Raw genomic sequence first — 19,502 nt, 5'->3', positions numbered from 1 at the left:
GGCGATATTCTCCAAGTCCGACATGGCCCTCATCCGGCGGGATCACGCAAATACTCGCATCCATCGCGCAAGCTGGCTATAATTGTGATCCCCACCTTGACGCCGCCCCACAGGCGCCAGCACGCCATCACATCGCGCCACCCGCGATCAGATGCCTTCCATAAATGACAAAGGCCGCATCGTGTCATCCGAACCAACGTCACTGATCATAACTCCCCCCAAGGAACGGCTCGGCCGTCTGCCGAAACCGGTTCAGTGGTTATTGCTGATTTCCACCTCCGTCGTGTTTTCGGTTCTGCTCCATCATTGGCAAGTCCCGGCCTCACTTCTGGTGGGGCCGATGATCATTGGCATTCTGATGGGCACCAACGGTGCAACCATTGCCGCCCCCAAGCAACTGTATCTTGGCGCACAATCGGTGTTGGGCGTGATGATCGGCGGTTCGATGACCATCGGGATTTTGACATCCTTTGCCACAGACTGGCCGATGATCCTTGGCGTTACCGGCATCACTTTGCTTGCCAGCAGCTTCTTGGGTTGGATCCTGTGCGTCAAACAGGTCCTGCCCGGAACCGCAGGCATCTGGGGATCAACGCCCGGTGCGGCATCGGCCATGGTCATCATGGCAGACGCCTTTGGCGCGGATGCAAGGCTGGTGGCCTTCATGCAGTATGTGCGTGTGGTGATCGTTGTCGGTGTCGCGTCCAGTGTCGCCAATTTCTGGGTTGATCCGGAAACGCTGGCTGCCATGGGGCCCCATGACTGGTTCCCGGCTTTTGACCCGGTCGGTTTTGCCCTGACACTCAGTCTGGTGGTTGCCTGCTGCTTTGTCGGCCAAAAAGTACGTCTGCCATCCGGTCCGCTTCTGGTGCCGATCATTGTGACCATGATCCTGCATGTCAGCGGCTTTTTCGATGTCGTCCTGCCGGAATGGTTTCTCGGCCTGACCTATGCCATGATCGGCTGGGTAATCGGTTTGAAATTCACCCCGCCGGTCCTGCGCCACGCAGCACACGCACTTCCCAAAATCCTGTTATCGATCTTTGTACTGATCGGCTTCTGTGCCGGGATTTCGGGGCTTTTGGTGTATTTCATGGATGTCGATCCACTGACCGCCTATCTCGCCACCAGCCCGGGCGGTCTTGATTCCGTTGCCATTATCGCGGCCAGCACGAATGTCGACCTGTCCTTCATCCTCGTGCTGCAGGCAACACGCTTTTTCATGGTGCTGGCCTTTGGCCCTCCACTGGCACGGCTGGTCGCCCGGCGCACCGCCCATTTAACAGGTCAGAACGCCGGGCAATAAAATGTATCGGACCTAAACCCGAATGCGACGAAACACACCCGATGCGGTCATCACGCCAAGGATCACCAGAACCACCGCCAAAACCAGTGCCAGGTTGCCCGGTTCCCCCAACAGGATCACACCGCCAAGCGCAGTCAGGGCCGGTGTCATCGCGCCGAAGGCAGATGCACCGGTCGATCCGATATGGCGCACGGCAAGGCCATAGGTGATGACGGCAACACATCCGGCCAAAAGCCCCTGAGCGGTCAGCAACATCATGATATCCCCCATCGGGGCATCGCCAATGGTGGTGCCGGTAAACAGCGCAATAATCGCCATCACGACAAACGACCAGAAACCGACAAAGGATGCGGCTTCAAGCGCGCCAAGGCCGCTTTGACGCATCGCATGGGTATAGCACGCCCACATAAAGGCCCCGGCCGAAACAAGGCCATAGCCCATCAGCATGTCATCACTGATCACTCCGGCCGGTTTCAGGGCCACAAGCGAAGCCACGCCAATCACCACGGCGGCATAACCAACGATGCGGACCTTGCCCGGACGTTCACCAAACAAAAGCATCGCAATCAGAACCGCCCACACGGCCATGACACCGGGCAAAAGAATGCCAACATGGCTTGCCGGGACAAACTCAAGGGCGCTTGCAACCATCAGGGTGTAAAACGCACCGGAACCAACGATCATCAAAAGACCATTGGTCATTGAAAGGCCCTTGGGCCAGATGCCTTTTCTAATCCAGATCGGGGCAAGCAGGACAAAAGGCACAACAAAGCGCATCAGGCCAATATCAACAGCGGTAAAGCTTGACGTCATGGCATAGCGGGTGGCAATCAGCCAACCGGCCCATATGCAAACCGTCGCAAGTGCGGCAGTCACACCAACCAGTCGGCTTTCCGTCGCACCGGTGGCAGAGAGCGCGGAAGTTTCAGACATAACAGGTTATCCAGTAAGGGGTTGATTTTGCCCAAATCAGAGCATTTCTTGCGCACCGCAGCAACCCCTTTGACCTGAGGTCAGCTATGCAAGATAAAAAAAACGGCGCGAGGTTTCCCCCGCGCAGTTTGCATATTCAGAGAACAGATTTCTGATTAGATGCCGAATTCGGCAAAGAAATCGTTGCCCTTGTCATCAATGACGATGAAGGCCGGGAAGTCTTCGACTTCGATCTTCCAGACGGCTTCCATGCCAAGTTCCGGATATTCGTGAACGTCGACCTTCTTGATGCAATCCTGCGCCAGACGGGCTGCCGGACCACCGATGGAGCCAAGATAGAACCCGCCATATTTCGCACAGGCATCCTTGACCGCCTTTGAACGGTTACCCTTGGCCAGCATCACGAACGAACCGCCAGCGGCCTGGAACTGTTCGACATAGGCATCCATGCGCCCAGCCGTGGTCGGGCCGAATGAACCAGACGGCATGCCTTCGGGCGTTTTGGCCGGACCCGCATAATAAACCGGATGGTTTTTAAGGTATTCCGGCATCTCTTCACCGGCATCAAGGCGTTCCTTGATTTTGGCATGCGCGATGTCACGGGCCACAATCACGGTCCCGGTCAGCGACAGACGGGTCTTGACCGGATATTGCGACAGCTGCTTGCGGATTTCATCCATCGGACGGTTCAGGTCAACCTTGACCACTTCGTCATCAAGATGCTCGTCGGTGACATGCGGAAGGTACTTCGCCGGATCATGTTCAAGATCCTCGATAAAGATACCGTCCTTGGTGATTTTACCCAGAATCTGACGGTCGGCAGAGCACGACACACCAAGGCCAACCGGACAGCTTGCACCATGACGCGGCAGACGGATCACGCGCACATCGTGGCAGAAATACTTGCCGCCGAACTGCGCGCCGATACCCATTTCGCGGGTCATCTCAAGGATTTTCTGTTCCCATTCCAGATCGCGATAAGCCTGACCATGATCGCCACCTTCGGTCGGAAGGTTATCGTAATAACGGGCTGACGCCATTTTCACGGTCTTAAGGCACGCCTCGGCAGAGGTACCGCCAATGACAACCGCCAGATGGTATGGCGGGCAGGCAGAGGTGCCGAGCGTGCGGATTTTTTCATCCAAAAACTTGCGCAGGCTTTCCGGGTTCAGCAGTGCCTTGGTCTGCTGGAACAGGAAGGTCTTGTTGGCAGACCCGCCGCCCTTGGCCATGAACATGAATTTGTATTCATCGCCCTTGGTCGCATAGAGATCAATCTGTGCCGGAAGGTTCGAGCCGGTGTTCTTTTCCTCGAACATATTTTTCGGCGATACCTGCGAGAACCGCAGATTGTGTTTCTGATAGGCCTGCCAGATGCCCTTGGACAGGGCTTCTTCATCGGAACCATCGGTGATGACCTTGCCACCGCGTTTGCCCATGACGATGGCCGTACCGGTATCCTGACACATCGGCAAAACGCCGCCCGATGCGATGGAGGCGTTTTTCAAAAGATCCATCGCCACGAATTTGTCATTCGGGGTGGCTTCTTCGTCATCAAGGATTTTGCGCAACTGTTCGAGGTGCCCCGGACGCAAAAGGTGCGAGCAATCAAAGAAAGCCTGAAGGGTCAGCTTCTCGATCGCCTCGGGTTCGACTTTCAAATAGGTCTCGCCATTGACGTCAACGGTCGAAACACCCTCGTCCCCGATCTTGCGGTAAGGGGTGGTGTCCTTCCCCTGCTCAAACATGGGTTTATAGACAAAATCACTCATCGGAAGGTTCTCGTCTCTCTCAAAAACAAGGTGGGTTTGTTCTTTGTGTGGCTGGTTTTAGCGCCAAATGGATCAAATTGCCACGATACATTAGCGTAATACGCCCTGCCCCGGACGCGGGAAACATCAACGGGGATCAGGCAAAGAAAAAGGGCGGATCAAGCCCGCCCTGTAAATCTTCTATTTCTTGCGGAACGCATCAAGTGCGATGACCTCGCCGGTTTCATTTGCATCCGGCTTGGGTTTTTTGCGCGATTTGGATGGCTCGGTCACGAGCGTCGGCGCACCGTCTTCGCCTTCAATCAGATCGGCATCAAGATCATCATCTTCGTCATAGTCGAAATCTGCGTCATCCATTTCTTCTTCGACACTGAATGTCAGCATGAAGTTCGCGGACGGATCGACAAAGGCCAGCATCGCGTCATAGGGCACGACAACCGTGGTCGGCATGCCATCAAAGCTCATTCCGACCGAGAAGTGATCATCTTCGGATTTCAGATCCCAGAACCGGTGTTGCAGGACAACCGTGATGTTGTCTGGATGCGCCTTGCGCTGACTTTCAGGCAGGGCCACACCGGGATGGTTGGTCTGGAACGTGATGTAATAGTGATGCTCTCCGAAAAGGCCCTCTTCGGCCACACGCGCGAGGATATCTTTCACCACACCGCGCAGCGCCTGGTCGACCATAAGATCGTAGCGGAATTCTTCCGGTTCTTGCATCAGTAATCCTGTATCTGGCGGAACCACCGGCAGTGTCCAGCGCGTCCCGTCATTGTCATATAGCATCTCTGCACGCCAATTACATCTTGGCGTGTTTGATAATCACTCTATTCATAACGAAGCGGGAAAGAAATACAAGAGTGGGGCGTTCTGTTGCTAGGTGCCCCGTCCCCCACCAAATTACCGCTCCCGGCAATCGGAATTTCGCTTTGGTGCTAGTACCGCTTAGGCGGCAACAGCAACCGGAGCATTGTTGTCGTTTGCATTTACAAACATTGGCCCGATGCGGTGGTACCATGCCGAGCGCCCACATTGACTTTTACTGCTCACGTCGATCCTATTTCGGCCCCACGAAGATTGTCTGAGTCGGACAACCGATAAATTTGGTGGAGCCGCCGGGTACCGCCCCCGGGTCCGTAAAGCCTATTCTGTCACGCAGTTTAGCGCCGTAGTCGGGTTGCCCCGACAGCCCCTATATAGGGCAAATGCCCCCCGTTTCACAAGGGGAATCGGGAAAACTTTTTTTGATTTTTGCGGGAACATTTCGGCGCCCGGCAAAGTCCGATCTCCCGTTTTACGCGATATTACACCCGACGGAAGGTATCGGGATAATCGATCACAAGCCCCGCATCATCGATCTCAAGCTCGGCTGAGAAATTGCGAAACAGCCCCTCATAGCGGTAACGACGATCCGGGATCAGACAGGTGTAACGTTGTGGCGCGCTACGTGGCAGGAAATCGCCCTCTATCTGGCTTGGAAGCGGGACATAGGCCGCCGAAATTTCCCGTGCTTCGCCCTCGGCCAGTTTTAATCGTTTGATCGGAAGCATGTTTGTCGCGGGCGTTATGCCGATATCGACATCAAAGCACCCCGCCAAAGACGGCAATTCCCGCTTTGCAATGCAGTCAAACCAGTTTCCCTTACCGTCCGAGGTCACATGCATCTGCTCCCCGCCGACATAACTTACCTTGACTTCGTGGGTGGCAAACATGGCATCCGTCACCACAAGGTAAGACCCGCCATAGTGACCATGACGCGTCCCGACCACGACTCCTTCAAGCTCTATCCCGTCCGGATCAGACTGACAGACACAGTGCTCAAGACCGTTTCCATCCCAATCGACCCACTGAACAGTTTTTTGCAACATCAACACTCCCATACGGCAAACGCGCCCAAAATTCAGATAGTTGAGTATATCCACTGTTCCCAAGTTTACCTGACCACTCCTGACACCTCCTGTCAGCAGAAACAGTTCAACGAGTGGCCCGGCAAAGATCGGATGGCGTCGCTTGCCCGTGACCATCGACCTGACTATGCTGCGACAAAAGTGATTCTTAAAATGCAGGACTGAGCATGCAGCAATATCTTGATCTGATGCGTCTGGTGCGTGACACCGGCACGCGCAAGGAAGACCGGACGGGTACTGGCACGGTTTCGATCTTTGGTCACCAGATGCGCTTTGACCTTTCCAAGGGTTTCCCGCTGGTGACGACCAAAAAGCTGCATCTGAAATCGATCATTCATGAATTGCTGTGGTTCCTTGATGGCGACACTAACGTCAAATATCTGCAGGATAATGGCGTGCGCATCTGGAACGAATGGGCCGATGAAAACGGCGACCTTGGCCCGGTCTATGGCGGCCAGTGGCGTTCCTGGCGCGGGGCGAATGGCGAAACCATCGACCAGATCACCGGCCTGATTGACCAGATCAAAAACAATCCCGATTCCCGCCGTCTGATCGTGTCGGCCTGGAACGTTGCCGATGTGCCCAACATGGCGCTGCCGCCGTGTCACTGCCTGTTCCAGTTCTATGTCGCCGATGGCAAATTGTCCTGCCAGCTGTATCAGCGCAGTGCGGATATCTTCCTGGGTGTGCCGTTTAACATCGCATCATATGCGCTTCTTACCATGATGATTGCGCAGGTCTGTGATCTGGACGTGGGTGATTTTGTCCATACCCTTGGCGATGCGCATCTTTACACCAACCATCTTGATCAGGTCGAAAAACAGCTGTCGCGCGATACCCGCCCGCTTCCGACCATGAAGATCAATCCCGCCGTCAAATCGATCTTTGATTTCAAGTATGATGATTTCGAACTGACCGGCTATGACCCGCATCCGCACATTGCCGGCAAGGTTGCTGTCTGATGGCAGGTCCCAAGGTTGAACGGGTTGCCGTGGTTGCGGCGGCCGCCAATGGCGCGATTGGCAAGGATGGCTGGATGCCGTGGGAATTGCCCGAAGACCTCAAACGGTTCAAGGCGCTCACCCTTGGCAAACCGATGATCATCGGGCGCGTGACGTTCGAGGCGATTGGCCGTCCTCTTCCCAAACGCACATCGATTGTTGTCACACGTGACACCGACTGGTCCTTTGACCACGAAAATGTGAGGGTTTGTCACAATATCGAAGAAGCCATTGAATTGGCCGACGAAATCGCCGTGCGCGATGGCGTCAATGAAGTGATCATTGGCGGAGGTGCGCAGATTTATCACCTCGCCCTGCCGTTCACGACACGTTACGAGCTGACCGAAGTCCATGCCGAGATCGAAGGCGACACCTTCCTTGATCCCCTGCCCGCCGATCAATGGCGCGAAACCAAGCGTCAGAAAATCGATAATCCTGACGGCCCGGATTATAGCTTTGTCACGCTGGATCGGATCGCGTCGTAAACCTAAGATTACGGGCAAATCACAAGCTCTTATTGATTTTGCGGCCAGGTCAGCCCATCTTCAAAGCAATTACAGAACATTCGTTCCAAAGTACGGATCTGATCGAAGGAACTGCCAATGCCACGGCCACGTGCGTTTGATGAAGAAAGCGTTCTTGATAACGCCATGAACATCTTCTGGAGCAAGGGGTTTGAAGCGACCTCTATTCAGGATCTGGTCAATGAAACAGGCCTGAACCGGGCGAGCATGTATGCAAGCTTTGGCGACAAGAAGGCACTGTTTCTGCGCGTCCTTGATCATTACAGCCAGAAAATCAGCACTGAACGCTTTGCCGATCTGCGCAACATCGAAGATGGTCGCGCCGCGATTGAAAAGACATTCCGTGATGCGGCCAAAACCGGCACCGCAGAAGGACGGCACAAAGGCTGCCTGATGGTGAATTCAGGCATGGAGCTTGCCCCGCACGACCCGGAAACCGCCGCCATCGCCCATCAGGCATTCCGTCGGGCCGAGGATACCTTTGCCACCGCACTGAACCGCGCAATTGGTCAGGGCAAAATTGCCAAAGGTAAGAATGTCCGCGCCCTTGCGCGCTTCTTGGCTGGCTCGTTTCAGGGGGTTCAACTGATGTCGCGCCGTGGTGCGGATCAGGAAACCTTGAACGACTATTGCGAAACCATTCTGGCCGCACTCGACTAAACCTGCGCGATTTTTCGTAGCCGTTTCTGGTTGCGCATTTTCCTGCACTCCTTGATAGTCACGCGCTTGTTTCAATCCCCGCACATCGGGTGCAAAAGCCGGATATATCATGATACGCAGCGACACTTTCTGGGACTCGGCCGCCGACAAATACGCCCGCAAACCAATCGGCAATGAAGCCGCCTATGCGCAAACCCTTGATCGCACGCGCGCCTATCTTTCCCCGGACCAGAACGTGCTTGAAATCGGCTGTGGGACCGGCACCACGGCGCTGAAACTTGCCCATAGTGTCGGGCAGCTGACAGCCACCGATATTTCAGCCCGCATGATCGAAATTGCCCAGGGCAAGGCCAAAGATCAGGCGACCAACAATGTCACCTTTGCCCAAAAGACGATTGATGACATCGCCCAAGGGGCAGAGCGCTTTGACGTGGTGCTTGGCTTTAACATCCTGCATTTGCTTGATCAGCCGGAAGATGCCATTGCCGCCCTGCACAAAGTCATCAAACCGGGTGGCATGCTCATTACCAAAACACCCTGCCTTGGTGAAAAGCTCTGGTATCTCAAGCCCCTGATCTGGGTCATGCAGAAACTTGGCAAGGCGCCGCGCGTTCATTTTCTGAATTATGCCCGCCTTGAGGGCATGATCCATTCTGCAGGGTTTGAGGTGATCGAAACCGGCTCCTATCCGGCCAGCACCGGATCACGTTTCATCGTCGCCAAGCGGGTATAACAACACTTCCCGAGATAACATCCGCCATCACGGTTCGGTGATGGCGGTTCTTTGTTGTTGATTTATAGAATGATCGTTCCATAATTGATCTCAATTAAACCTGACCCAAGTCACGAGGAACGAAATGTCTGCAATTACCCCGCTGATGCCGCGCCAAAAGGTGCCATCCCTGTCCGTCCCGCTTGTCGGTGGCGGCACATGGTCGCTTGCTGACCAAAGCCCGGAAAACTTCACCATGGTCGTTTTCTATCGCGGCCTGCATTGCCCGATCTGTGGCAAGTACCTCAAGGACCTCGATACCAAGCTTGCAGACTTTGCCAAGCGCGGCGTGAACGTCGTTGTTGTTTCGTCCGATGGCGAAGATCGCGCGACTGAAGCCAAGGCGAAGTGGGAGCTTGAGAATATTGATCTTGGCTATGGCCTTGATCTTGATAACGCGCGTGAATGGGGTCTTTATATCTCGACCTCGAACGGTGTGACCTCAAGCGGTTATGAAGAACCTGCCGTTTTCTCGGAACCTGGACTGTTTTTGGTGCGTCCGGATGGCACGCTTTATTTCGGGACTGTTCAGACCATGCCGTTTGCCCGCCCGGCGTTCGATCAGATCCTTGGCGCGCTTGATTTCGTGATTGCCAAAAACTATCCGGCACGCGGCGAAGTGATTGATCATACCAATCCCTAAACCCACGACTGAAAGCCGATAAAATGCCAAAGGGCCGGTTCCAAAGCGCAGGAACCGGCCCTTTTATTCTTCATACAATTGGATCGGTACGATCAACCCGCCATTGCAGCGGCAAAATGCGGTGCATCCAGTTCCTGTGCACGCTGATAGGCTGGGCGGGCATCAATCCGGGCGATGTAGGCCTCGAATTCCGGATACTTCGGCAGAATGCCGAACATGCAGCCAAACCGAATGGTCGAACCAAACACCACATCAACAGTGGTGAAGTTCTTCCCCATCAGCCACGGGTCGGCCTTGCCAACAAAATCGACCAGAATGGGCACCAGCGTTTCCCAATCGCGATAGGAATTCTGGCTGCTGTCTTCTGCCTTGTACTGGCGCACGCGGTCGATCATGGCCGGCTCGATGGTGGACGGTGAAAAGAACAACCAGCGCAGATATTCACCGCGTTTCGGATCATCCAGTGCCGGGGCCAGGCCTGCCTCGGGATACAGATCGGCCAGATAGCAGCAAATGGCGGCAGCCTCGGTTACGACCGTGTCGCCATGCACAATGGTTGGCACCTTGCCAAGCGGATTGAGGGCCAGGAATTCCGGCGTTTGCCCTTCGCCACCCCGGATGTCGACAAGTTTGACATCAAACGGAATGCGCAGTTCCTGCAACATCCAATGTACGGTACCGCTGCGTGATGGTACCGCGTGATAAAAGGTCAAGTTCCGCTGTGATGGCATTCTTAAGGCTCCTGCGTTTGCGCGTGTGATTATGTTTGAAATCCGGCGGCAATTTCCCCTTGTTTCCCAACAATGTAAACCACACGACAGACAGGTTCCTGACAGCTGTATGTCAGCAGGATGTCGGTCATCGAGACGACCACCACATCACATCACATCAACAGCATTTTATTATATTTAATATTCCTTAATAAAATCACCCTTGAGTTGTATAGTGACACACAAGATGATCCAAAGAAGGTCGCCCGGCATCACATCACACAGGGGACTTCACATGACCAAACGCAGACTGATTGTATTTTTCGACGGCACCTGGCAGGAGCCCGCCAACACACCCGAACCGACCAACGTCGTCAAACTTCTGCGTGCGGTGCCGAGCAGCGACAAGGATGTTTCGCAGATCGTGTTTTATGATCGCGGGGTCGGGACTGGCGATGTGATCGATAAAATTCGCGGTGGTGCGTTTGGAAACGGGTTGCTTGAAAACGTCGTTGATGGCTATCGCTTCCTTGGCAACAACTATCAACCTGGCGACGAGATCTTTATCTTTGGATTTTCGCGTGGCGCCTTTACCGCGCGCAGTCTGGCGGGATTGATCGGGCTCTGTGGTCTTTTAAAACCACCCTATCTCGGCCATCCACTTCAGACCGATATCGCGAAAATTGCCAGCTCCGATTTATCGCCAGAGGCAAAACGTACCAAAATTTCGACCCTTGATATCGAAACCCAACCGGATGTGCCAATTGAATGCGTCGGCGTTTGGGACACAGTCGGGTCGCTTGGCATTCCGGGCGACCTTGGACGCCGCCTGATCCCCGCCAAGTATCATTTTCATGACGTGGAGCTTGGCGGGCACGTTCGGGTTGCCCTGCATGCAATGGCGATTGACGAGAAACGCAGCGCCTTTTCCCCAACGCTGTGGGTCAAGGAAAAGGGCACCAAATTGCCGGACAAACAGATTGTCGAACAAGTCTGGTTTCCCGGCGTGCACAGCAATGTTGGCGGGTCTTACGATGATTGCAGGCTATCTGACATCACGCTCGACTGGATGATCAAGCGGGTCAAGAAACACACCAAGCTCAAGCTTGATGAGTCGCACCTTAAGACCAAACTGGCCCCGTCAGTCGACGGGCGGGGGTATGAAAGCCGCACCATGATGTATGCGGACTCCCGTCTTTATCCCTATCAGCGCCTGATCGAACAGATTGCACCGGAAACCAGAAACTTCTGGGACAAACTGCGCATCAAATGTCCGAACTTTGATCGGCGGAACATCATCCCCGAAGGGCTTGAGACGATCAATGAGGCCATCCATGTCAGCGCACTGGAACGTTGGAATATCTCGACCGGCGTTTTGCATGACAATTCGCACGAAGGGTCGCTTGAACGCGTTCTGTATCGCCCGCCCAACCTGAATGCGGTGCTTAAGGCCCATTATGCCGGCAAACGTACGCCCAACATCATCAACTGGAGCGGCGCGACCATGCGCAAGGACATTCCATGGCCCGATCAGTCGACCTTGGAATAATTAGCGGATCAATCGTCGCTATCTGATCTCTTGCGCGGGCGTAGTACAATCCACGCCGCCACAAGTGTCAGCAATGCCAATCCAAACCATGTCAGCGCATAGGTAAGATGGTTATTGGGGAAGCGAATTTTGGTCAGGCCACCCAGTGGCAGCTTGGCCGGGTTTTCTGCCCCATCACCGTCAACGAAATATGGCGCGACGTTGGTTGCATCCAGTCCCCGCTTGGTCGCGATCGCCTTTACATCGCGCGAATACCAGCGTTCCTCAGACGGCACGTTATCACGGATGAATGTCCCGACCGGTTCGTTGATGCGAAGCAGGCCGGTGACAGTAACTTCGCCTTCGACCATGCCTTCAGCCCGCGTATCCGGGGCACGCTTTTCGGTTGGAACAAAGCCGCGGTTGATCATGACAATCGTGCCGTCATCCCGCATCAGCGGTGTCAGAACCCAATATCCTGCCCCGTAATCAGTGGCAGTATAGACCTGCGTTTCAAGATCGTTGCGATAGGTGCCCGTCACACTGACCTTGCGATATTCATCGCGTGCGCGGGTTACATTTTCCCAGTCATCACGCGTGGGTGCGGCAACCGCATCGCCATGCACGCGCGCATCAACCCGTTCGATCAGATCAAGCTTCCAGGCCCGACGTTCGACCTGCCAATATCCAAGAGCACAGAACCCGGAAAACAGGATAGCGGCCAGCATCAGGACAACAATTCGGGTTGTCATGGAGGGGCCCTTTTTTGGGCTTTCTGTTACAGGAAGGGAAACGGGTGTGTCGGACATGCCGGGTTCTTTCAAAAGGCAATCTGGTGAAACAAAAAGGGCGCGATCCCCCTAAAGGTATCGCGCCCCCTTTACATATCAAGCAGTCCCTAGCCGAAGCTCGGGATCATGTCGTGATCCATCTGCGGCATCATGTTGGTGTTAAGGTGATACATTACCCACAGCGACCCGGCGATGGCAATCGCCACGATCACGATGGTGAAGATCAGCGCCAGGAAGTTCCAGCCACCTTCGGATTTGGTGTTCATGTGCAGGAAATAGACCATGTGAACAATGATCTGAATCACACCAAGTCCCATCACCCAAAGGGCGGTTGCAACCTTGCTGTCCAGAACACCGTCCATGACAAGCCAGAACGGGATCGCGGTCAGAATGACCGACAGAACGAACCCGATCACATAGCTTTTATAGGTGCCATGCGACGCCCCGCCATCATGATGGTCATCATGTGCGTGTGAATGTGCGCTCATCCCAGAACTCCCAGCAGGTAAACAACGGAGAAGACACCGATCCAGATCACGTCAAGGAAGTGCCAGAACATCGACAGGCACATCAGACGGCGCTTGTTCTCAACGATCAGGCCACGCTGGGCGACCTGAACCATCAGGGTCACAAGCCAGATGATGCCAAAGGTCACATGCAAACCGTGGGTCGCCACCAGCGTGTAGAACGCCGAGAGGAAACCACTGCGCATCGGGGTCGCCCCCAGGCTCCAGAGGTGATGGAACTCATAGATTTCCAGCCCCACGAACGCGACGCCAAACAGGCCGGTAATCGCCAGCCAAATCTGCGTTCCCTTGATGCTGCCCTTTTCCATCGCCAGCATGGCAAAGCCATAGGTGATCGAGGAAAACAGCAACATCGACGTGTTGATCGCTACCAGTTCGAGATCAAACAGATCAGCAGGCGAAGGACCTGCGGCATAGTTCTGGCCAATAACGGCATAGGTTGCAAACAGAATCCCAAAGATGAGGCAATCGCTCATCAGATAGATCCAGAAGCCAAGCATCGTCCCGGTTTCCGGGTGATGCTCTTCTTTCAGGTAAAAGACCGGCATTTCGGTCTGTGCGGCAGTGTTATTCGCCATTGTCATTCCCTTACGCCTGCTGTTTTGCCAGAAGGGCAGTACGTTCGTCTTCGGTTTCCACGACTTCAGATGCCGGGATGTGATAATCGCGGTCATAGTTGAAGGTATGGGCAATTGCACCGACGATCAGCACGATGAAGCTTGCCGCAACAAGCCACCAGATGTGCCAGACAAGTGCAAAGCCAAGAACGAGCGAGATCGCAGCAAGGATAAAGCCAGCGCCGGTATTTTTCGGCATATGGATATCCAGGAAGCCTTCCGTCGGACGGACATAACCACGTTTCTTCATGTCGGCCCATGCATCAAGATCATGGACAACCGGGGTAAAGGCAAAGTTGTAGGCTGGGGGCGGCGACGAAGTCGACCATTCCAGCGTACGACCATCCCCCCATGGGTCACCGGTTTCATCACGAAGCTTGTCACGTTTGATCACCGCAACAACGATCGACAGAATGAACGAACCGATACCACCGGCAATCAGAAGCGCACCAAAGGCGGCAATCACGAACCAGATCTGAAGCGACGGATCGTCAAATTGGCTCATGCGGCGGGTAATCCCCATCAGACCAAGAACATAAAGCGGCATGAAGGCGAAATAGAACCCGACAAGCCAGAGCCAGAAGGACATTTTGCCCCAGAACGGATCAAGCTTGAAGCCAAATGCCTTGGGGAACCAGTAAACGATACCGGCAAACATCCCGAACACCACACCACCGATAATCACGTTATGGAAATGCGCAATCAGGAACAGGCTGTTATGCAACACAAAGTCAGCCGGCGGAACCGCAAGCATAACACCCGTCATGCCCCCGATCACAAAGGTCAGCATAAAGCCGATGGTCCACAGCATCGGAACATCAAAACTGATGCGGCCCTTATACATCGTGAACATCCAGTTGAAGACTTTCGCACCGGTCGGGATCGAGATGATCATGGTGGTAATGCCAAAGAAGGCATTCACACTTGCCCCGGACCCCATGGTGAAGAAGTGGTGCAGCCACACGATATAGGACAGGATGGTAATAACCACGGTGGCATAAACCATCGAGCTATAACCAAACAGACGCTTGCGGCAGAAGGTCGACACAACTTCGGAAAACACACCAAACGCTGGCAGGATCAGGATGTACACCTCCGGGTGCCCCCAAATCCAGATCAGGTTGATATACATCATGGCGTTACCGCCAAGATCGTTGGTGAAGAAGTTGGTGTCCGCATAGCGGTCAAGACCAAGCAGAACCAGAACAGCGGTCAGAACCGGGAACGCAGCCACGATCAGAACGTTGGTGCAAAGCGCGGTCCAGGTAAAGACCGGCATTTTCATCATGGACATGCCCGGTGCGCGCATTTTGACGATGGTCACAACCAGATTGACCCCCGACAGCAACGTCCCGACACCGGCAATCTGCAAGGCCCAGATATAATAATCGACCCCGACCCCCGGACTGTAGACAATGTCAGACAGCGGCGGATAGGCCAGCCAGCCGGTTTTCGCGAACTCACCGACAAACAGCGACACCATGATCAGCGCGGCACCACAGGTGGTCATCCAGAAGCTGAAATTATTCAGGAACGGGAACGCAACGTCACGCGCGCCGATTTGTAGCGGCACGACAAAGTTCATAAGCCCCGTCACCAGCGGCATGGCCACGAAGAAGATCATGATTACGCCGTGGGCGGTGAATATCTGATCGTAATGATCAGGGGGAAGGAAACCTTCCGAGCCGCCAAAAGCCATCGCCTGCTGGGCACGCATCATAAGCGCATCGGAGAAACCACGCAAAAGCATGACAAGCGCCAATATGATGTACATAATGCCGATTTTTTTGTGGTCAATCGACGTGATCCACTCGTTCCAGAGATATCCCCAGAGGCGGAAATAGGTGATACCGCCGACAACAGCGATACCGCCCAGAACCACCGCCGCAAACGTCACCACAAGGATCGGTTCATGGAACGGAAGTGAATCAAGTGACAGCCGGCCAAATATAAAATGTAAAAGGTCCGGATTAGAGAACATCGGATTACTCTTCTTTCAAATGCAGACAGGCATCGTAGCCGATGCCAAAACTGCGAAGGGCCGGTTGGCTTTTACCAACCGGCACTGCTTCAGAACCCTGTTGAAACACCTGACGGCGCAACACTCATGGCACGCGAGACCTGTTCATTGTCAAACAACGGCAGGTTCGCAAGTTCACCAGCCAAGCCACCTTCCGGTGCAGTGCAAAGCGTCGCAACGTAGGACTTGCTTTCGGGCAATGGCTGACTGCCACGCATCTGCGGCACGTCATAGGTCAAGGACATGACGTTATTGATACCGGCCAGACCGCCGCCACCATTTTCGTCAATATGCATCATCTCGTTCATGCACATTTTCGACTGGTCAACGCACATGTTGAGGATCGCGTTGTAAAGTTCCGGATCTACCGAGCTGAAGTACCGAACCGGTTCCTTGATGCTGGGTTTTTCAAGCTCAAGATATTGCGAACGCCCCAAAAGGTTTTCATCGGCCTTCACATTATCGACCCAGGCATCAAACCCGTCTTGGCTCAGCCCGTGGAACTTAAAGCGCATATGAGAGAACCCCTCACCGCTGTAGTTCCCCGAGAACCCGTCAAAAACACCTTCTTCATTGATTACGGCATGGAGTTTTGTTTCCATCCCCGCCATCGAATAAATCTGGCCCGCAAGAGCCGGAATGAAGAACGAGTTCATGATTCCCGAAGAGGTGATTTTGAACTGGATTGGCGTATCGACCGGAGCTGCGAGTTCGTTGACAGTCGCAATGCCCTGTTCCGGATACAGGAACAGCCATTTCCAATCGAGAGAAACGACTTCAATCACCATCGGCTCATGATCTTTTGGCAGTGGACGTTCAGCATCAATACGGTCGAGCGGACGATACGGATCAAGCGTATGGGTCGTAACCCACGTAATCGCGCCAAGGGCAATAATGATCACCAGCGGGGCAGACCAGATGACAACTTCCAATTTGGTGGAATGATGCCATTCGGGATCGTATTCCGCATCCTTGTTTCCCTGCCGGTATTTCCAGGCAAAGAAGACCGTCAATGCCATGACCGGAACAATGATCAGCAGCATCAGGATGGTTGATACGATAATAAGGTCGGCCTGCTGAGAGGCAATATCGCCCGACGGATCGATCACAACAAGGTTGCAACCGGCCAGAAGCGAGAACATTGAGGTCAATGCGACGCCACGTACAAGTTTTGAAAGCATGCGCTTCATACTTCCTCAGTCACTGGAAGATGTTCTCACAGACAACCATATGCCTGCGAGCCGCATAGCGACCCACCAAAGATCGCCACGCGTCGTACCCTGCCGCAAACGCATATAGGAATTATAATTCCAGACATCCACGGAAAGGGCACAAAGAAAGCAATTTTTTTTCAAAAAAATGCCAAATCGGAAATTCGCGGGAATTGCTATAGCTGCGTTGCAGCAATGTCAAGCTACCCGCGGCGCATAGCAGGGTCGTAATGACAATTATCATTCGGATGTAAACCGCGCGTTGTGCGGTGCATCACAATAATTGACACTGACGTTTGCAATTCACATGTCTATACTTAGACTCGATCCAAAGTCGTATCGTCCTTCGAGCCGGATTTGTGATCCAATCAAAAGCAGTTAGGGCCAAAAGGCCCGACCAGTGAATAAGGGAGAACGGCGTGACCCAAACAACAGAACACTACGCGACCGCCACCTCTTCGGGTTTGGAACGCGATGCGCGGCATCACAATGCCGACGCCACCAACGATCCGGGACAAATCGCGCTTGGCGTGATCATCGGCCGGACATCTGAATTCTTCGACTTCTTCGTTTATTGCATCGCATCGGTACTGGTCTTCCCGCAATTGCTGTTTCCCGGTGAAACCGCACTGATGGGCACCATGTATTCCTTTGCCATATTCTCTCTGGCCTTTATCGCACGCCCTGTCGGGTCGCTTGTCTTTATGACCGTTGACCGTCAGCATGGTCGCGGCGTCAAACTGACGATTGCCATGTTCCTGCTTGGCGGGTCCACCGCCGCAATGGCCTTTTTGCCAAGCTTTGCCTCGGCAGGCGTGGTTGCGATTTACCTTCTGTGTGCCTTCCGCTTCCTGCAAGGTCTTGCATGGGGTGGCGCATGGGATGGTCTTGCGTCCTTGTTGGCCCTTAACGCACCGGACAACCGCAAGGGTTGGTACGCGATGATCCCGCAGTTGGGCGCACCGCTTGGCTTCATGCTGGCATCTTCGCTGTTTGCCTTCCTGCTATTGACCCTTCATCCTGATGACTTCCTGGCCTTTGGCTGGCGCTATGCGTTCTTCGTTGCCTTTGCAATCAACGTTGTTGCGCTGTTTGCCCGCCTGCGTCTGGTGGCCACCTCGGAATTCGGCCATCTGCTTGAAAAGAACGAGCTCGAAGCTGCGCGTGTCATCGACACACTCAAACATAACGGTCGTACCGTTGTGCTGGGTGCGCTGGTCCCAATGGTCAGCTATGCCCTGTTCCATCTGGTCACTGTCTTTGCGCTCAGCTGGGTTTATCTTTATGCCAACGGCAATCCGGGGCAGTTCCTGCTGACCCAGGGTGTTGGCGCGGTGCTCTGTGCCTTTGGCATCGTTGCATCGGGCTTTATTGCCGATCAGCTCGGCCGGCGCCGGTTGCTGGGATACAGTGCGGGCATCATCCTGCTTGGTGCGATCCTGACCCCTCTGCTTTACACCTATAACATCATCAATGAAGGCATGATTGTTCTGGGTGGCTTTGCGGTTCTTGGCCTGTGCTTTGGTCAGGCGGCCGGTACACTGGCATCCAACTTCAAACGTGAATATCGCTACACCGGATCGGCCCTGACATCCGACCTTGCATGGTTGCTGGGGGCTGGTTTTGCACCACTGATCGCGCTTTATCTGTGCGACAAGTTTGGTCTGCCCGGTGTTGGTGCCTACCTGCTTTCGGGCGCGGTTGTCACCCTGCTGGTGCTGCAATTCAACAAGCAGTTCGGGGCAAAAACCACCGACTGATTGCCAAGACATATACGGTAAAGCAAACACCCCGGCCAATCTGGCCGGGGTGTTTTCGTTTGCAGAGCCGTTTCGTCGGCTTATGCGTAGTTCGACGGGAACATGGCGCGTTTTGCGTCTTCGTCCATTTCCGTCTTAAAGGTGTGGTCCTTGCCAACCTCGCGCGCACTGACGGCTGCCGGCAGGCGGTTGATCGCGTCAAACCAGCGTTTGATGTTGGGATACTTGTCCCAGACATCCGGGTTCTTGTGCACGAACGGGGCCTTGTCGATCCAGCCCCAGGCCGAGATATCAACAATCGTCATCTCATCACCAACGATGAAATCACGACCTTCCATATGGTCTTCCAGCACCTGATAATGGCGGGCGATTTCGTTGCGATAACGGTTTACGCCATAATCGCTGCCCTCAGGTGCGACATGCTGGAAATGCACTGCCTGCCCTGAAAACGGACCCAGACCGGTGGCAATGAACATCAACCACGACAGGAACTCACCGCGATCTTCAGGCTTACCCAGGAACTTGCCGGACTTTTCGGCGAGATACAGCAGGATCGCATTTGAATCAAACACGCGCACTTCCTTGCCCCCCGACCCGTCGGTATCGACAATTGCCGGGACCTTGCCATTCGGGTTGATGGCGCGGAAGGCCGGGTCATGCTGCTGACCTTTACGGGTATCAACCGGCAGGACCTCATAGGGCAAACCGGATGCCTCAAGCATCATCGAGATTTTCTGCGGGTTGGGTGTGGGGTGGTAATAGAAGCGGATCATGACACGTCTCCTTGCCTGGTATCGCCGTTACACAATGGCGTGACCGG

General features: G+C 54.3%; 19 protein-coding genes and 1 other RNA gene. 8 read left to right on the top strand and 12 right to left on the bottom strand.

Annotated features, from left to right (window positions below; all coding sequences use genetic code 11):
- Window positions 1–181 precede the first annotated feature (181 nt).
- Window positions 182–1,306 (top strand): AbrB family transcriptional regulator, encoded by a 1,125-nt coding sequence (locus tag TH2_RS18975; protein ID WP_238538734.1) that lies wholly within the window; start codon window positions 182–184, stop codon window positions 1,304–1,306.
- Window positions 1,307–1,318: 12 nt separating this feature from the next.
- On the opposite strand, the gene TH2_RS18970 is transcribed toward TH2_RS18975, so the two are convergent.
- The 5 genes from TH2_RS18970 to TH2_RS18955 all read right to left on the bottom strand — a co-directional run bounded on the left by TH2_RS18970 (window position 1,319) and on the right by TH2_RS18955 (window position 5,879).
- A complete protein-coding gene (locus TH2_RS18970) occupies window positions 1,319–2,239 on the bottom strand; it encodes a DMT family transporter (RefSeq protein ID WP_008892067.1) in 921 nt (306 codons plus the stop codon).
- Between the two features lie 155 nt (window positions 2,240–2,394).
- The gene (locus TH2_RS18965) at window positions 2,395–4,011 is read right to left on the bottom strand and encodes a fumarate hydratase (protein WP_008892066.1); all 1,617 of its coding nucleotides are present in this window, start codon (window positions 4,009–4,011) and stop codon (window positions 2,395–2,397) included.
- Window positions 4,012–4,191: 180 nt separating this feature from the next.
- Window positions 4,192–4,731 (bottom strand): SspB family protein, encoded by a 540-nt coding sequence (locus TH2_RS18960; protein ID WP_008892065.1) that lies wholly within the window; start codon window positions 4,729–4,731, stop codon window positions 4,192–4,194.
- 139 nt (window positions 4,732–4,870) lie between these two features.
- Window positions 4,871–5,238: a transfer-messenger RNA gene (gene ssrA, locus TH2_RS20830) on the bottom strand.
- Window positions 5,239–5,315: 77 nt separating this feature from the next.
- Window positions 5,316–5,879: a putative glycolipid-binding domain-containing protein gene (locus TH2_RS18955; RefSeq protein WP_051007675.1), complete on the bottom strand. Its 564-nt coding sequence runs from the start codon at window positions 5,877–5,879 to the stop codon at window positions 5,316–5,318.
- A gap of 206 nt (window positions 5,880–6,085) precedes the next feature.
- Here TH2_RS18955 and TH2_RS18945 point away from each other — a divergent pair, with 206 nt between their 5' ends.
- The 5 genes from TH2_RS18945 (at window position 6,086) to TH2_RS18925 (ending at window position 9,518) form a co-directional block, all read left to right on the top strand.
- Window positions 6,086–6,880: a thymidylate synthase gene (locus TH2_RS18945; RefSeq protein WP_008892062.1), complete on the top strand. Its 795-nt coding sequence runs from the start codon at window positions 6,086–6,088 to the stop codon at window positions 6,878–6,880.
- Window positions 6,880–7,404: a dihydrofolate reductase gene (locus tag TH2_RS18940; RefSeq protein WP_008892061.1), complete on the top strand. Its 525-nt coding sequence runs from the start codon at window positions 6,880–6,882 to the stop codon at window positions 7,402–7,404. Before TH2_RS18945 ends, TH2_RS18940 begins: the two co-directional genes overlap by 1 nt.
- A 117-nt stretch (window positions 7,405–7,521) precedes the next feature.
- On the top strand, window positions 7,522–8,103 hold the full coding sequence (locus TH2_RS18935; RefSeq protein ID WP_008892060.1) for a TetR/AcrR family transcriptional regulator: 582 nt from the start codon (window positions 7,522–7,524) through the stop codon (window positions 8,101–8,103).
- 109 nt (window positions 8,104–8,212) lie between these two features.
- Complete coding sequence (locus TH2_RS18930; protein WP_008892059.1) at window positions 8,213–8,836, top strand: class I SAM-dependent methyltransferase; 624 nt, start codon at window positions 8,213–8,215, stop codon at window positions 8,834–8,836.
- Window positions 8,837–8,960: 124 nt separating this feature from the next.
- Window positions 8,961–9,518, top strand: a complete 558-nt coding sequence (locus TH2_RS18925) for a peroxiredoxin-like family protein (protein WP_008892058.1) — start codon at window positions 8,961–8,963, stop codon at window positions 9,516–9,518.
- Between the two features lie 92 nt (window positions 9,519–9,610).
- On the opposite strand, the gene TH2_RS18920 is transcribed toward TH2_RS18925, so the two are convergent.
- The gene (locus TH2_RS18920; protein WP_008892057.1) at window positions 9,611–10,249 is read right to left on the bottom strand and encodes a glutathione S-transferase family protein; all 639 of its coding nucleotides are present in this window, start codon (window positions 10,247–10,249) and stop codon (window positions 9,611–9,613) included.
- A gap of 274 nt (window positions 10,250–10,523) precedes the next feature.
- Between TH2_RS18920 and TH2_RS18915 the strand changes: the two genes are divergently transcribed.
- A complete protein-coding gene (locus TH2_RS18915) occupies window positions 10,524–11,777 on the top strand; it encodes a DUF2235 domain-containing protein (RefSeq protein WP_008892056.1) in 1,254 nt (417 codons plus the stop codon).
- Window positions 11,778–11,785: 8 nt separating this feature from the next.
- Here TH2_RS18915 and TH2_RS18910 read toward each other — a convergent pair whose 3' ends face one another.
- The 5 genes from TH2_RS18910 to cyoA all read right to left on the bottom strand — a co-directional run bounded on the left by TH2_RS18910 (window position 11,786) and on the right by cyoA (window position 16,892).
- On the bottom strand, window positions 11,786–12,508 hold the full coding sequence (locus TH2_RS18910) for an SURF1 family protein (RefSeq protein WP_008892055.1): 723 nt from the start codon (window positions 12,506–12,508) through the stop codon (window positions 11,786–11,788).
- A gap of 146 nt (window positions 12,509–12,654) precedes the next feature.
- Entirely contained in the window at window positions 12,655–13,035 is a 381-nt protein-coding gene (locus TH2_RS18905; protein ID WP_008892054.1) for a cytochrome o ubiquinol oxidase subunit IV, read from the bottom strand.
- A complete protein-coding gene (cyoC, locus tag TH2_RS18900; protein ID WP_008892053.1) occupies window positions 13,032–13,652 on the bottom strand; it encodes a cytochrome o ubiquinol oxidase subunit III in 621 nt (206 codons plus the stop codon). Before cyoC ends, TH2_RS18905 begins: the two co-directional genes overlap by 4 nt.
- Window positions 13,653–13,662: 10 nt before the next feature.
- Complete coding sequence (gene cyoB / locus TH2_RS18895) at window positions 13,663–15,672, bottom strand: cytochrome o ubiquinol oxidase subunit I (RefSeq protein WP_008892052.1); 2,010 nt, start codon at window positions 15,670–15,672, stop codon at window positions 13,663–13,665.
- Window positions 15,673–15,761: 89 nt separating this feature from the next.
- On the bottom strand, window positions 15,762–16,892 hold the full coding sequence (gene cyoA / locus TH2_RS18890; protein WP_165374901.1) for a ubiquinol oxidase subunit II: 1,131 nt from the start codon (window positions 16,890–16,892) through the stop codon (window positions 15,762–15,764).
- Between the two features lie 449 nt (window positions 16,893–17,341).
- Between cyoA and TH2_RS18885 the strand changes: the two genes are divergently transcribed.
- Window positions 17,342–18,682: an MFS transporter gene (locus TH2_RS18885; RefSeq protein WP_008892050.1), complete on the top strand. Its 1,341-nt coding sequence runs from the start codon at window positions 17,342–17,344 to the stop codon at window positions 18,680–18,682.
- A gap of 80 nt (window positions 18,683–18,762) precedes the next feature.
- Here TH2_RS18885 and TH2_RS18880 read toward each other — a convergent pair whose 3' ends face one another.
- Window positions 18,763–19,455 (bottom strand): glutathione S-transferase family protein, encoded by a 693-nt coding sequence (locus TH2_RS18880; RefSeq protein WP_008892049.1) that lies wholly within the window; start codon window positions 19,453–19,455, stop codon window positions 18,763–18,765.
- Between the last annotated feature and the right edge of the window lie 47 nt (window positions 19,456–19,502).

Source organism: Thalassospira profundimaris WP0211 (assembly GCF_000300275.1).
Taxonomy (GTDB): Bacteria; Pseudomonadota; Alphaproteobacteria; order Rhodospirillales; family Thalassospiraceae; genus Thalassospira; species Thalassospira profundimaris.
The sequence above is the reverse complement of the archived record's forward strand: the minus strand, read 5'-3'. Positions and strand labels throughout refer to the sequence as shown.

Excerpts from the sequence above, each read along its gene's own strand:
- TH2_RS18970 (WP_008892067.1), bottom strand. The coding sequence starts at position 2,239 with ATGTCTGAAACTTCCGCGCTCTCTGCCACCGGTGCGACGGAAAGCCGA.
- TH2_RS18965 (WP_008892066.1), bottom strand. The coding sequence starts at position 4,011 with ATGAGTGATTTTGTCTATAAACCCATGTTTGAGCAGGGGAAGGACACC.
- TH2_RS18960 (WP_008892065.1), bottom strand. The coding sequence starts at position 4,731 with ATGCAAGAACCGGAAGAATTCCGCTACGATCTTATGGTCGACCAGGCG.
- TH2_RS18955 (WP_051007675.1), bottom strand. The coding sequence starts at position 5,879 with ATGTTGCAAAAAACTGTTCAGTGGGTCGATTGGGATGGAAACGGTCTT.
- TH2_RS18945 (WP_008892062.1), top strand. The coding sequence starts at position 6,086 with ATGCAGCAATATCTTGATCTGATGCGTCTGGTGCGTGACACCGGCACG.
- TH2_RS18940 (WP_008892061.1), top strand. The coding sequence starts at position 6,880 with ATGGCAGGTCCCAAGGTTGAACGGGTTGCCGTGGTTGCGGCGGCCGCC.
- TH2_RS18935 (WP_008892060.1), top strand. The coding sequence starts at position 7,522 with ATGCCACGGCCACGTGCGTTTGATGAAGAAAGCGTTCTTGATAACGCC.
- TH2_RS18930 (WP_008892059.1), top strand. The coding sequence starts at position 8,213 with ATGATACGCAGCGACACTTTCTGGGACTCGGCCGCCGACAAATACGCC.
- TH2_RS18925 (WP_008892058.1), top strand. The coding sequence starts at position 8,961 with ATGTCTGCAATTACCCCGCTGATGCCGCGCCAAAAGGTGCCATCCCTG.
- TH2_RS18920 (WP_008892057.1), bottom strand. The coding sequence starts at position 10,249 with ATGCCATCACAGCGGAACTTGACCTTTTATCACGCGGTACCATCACGC.
- TH2_RS18915 (WP_008892056.1), top strand. The coding sequence starts at position 10,524 with ATGACCAAACGCAGACTGATTGTATTTTTCGACGGCACCTGGCAGGAG.
- TH2_RS18910 (WP_008892055.1), bottom strand. The coding sequence starts at position 12,508 with ATGACAACCCGAATTGTTGTCCTGATGCTGGCCGCTATCCTGTTTTCC.
- TH2_RS18905 (WP_008892054.1), bottom strand. The coding sequence starts at position 13,035 with ATGAGCGCACATTCACACGCACATGATGACCATCATGATGGCGGGGCG.
- cyoC (WP_008892053.1), bottom strand. The coding sequence starts at position 13,652 with ATGGCGAATAACACTGCCGCACAGACCGAAATGCCGGTCTTTTACCTG.
- cyoB (WP_008892052.1), bottom strand. The coding sequence starts at position 15,672 with ATGTTCTCTAATCCGGACCTTTTACATTTTATATTTGGCCGGCTGTCA.
- cyoA (WP_165374901.1), bottom strand. The coding sequence starts at position 16,892 with ATGCTTTCAAAACTTGTACGTGGCGTCGCATTGACCTCAATGTTCTCG.
- TH2_RS18880 (WP_008892049.1), bottom strand. The coding sequence starts at position 19,455 with ATGATCCGCTTCTATTACCACCCCACACCCAACCCGCAGAAAATCTCG.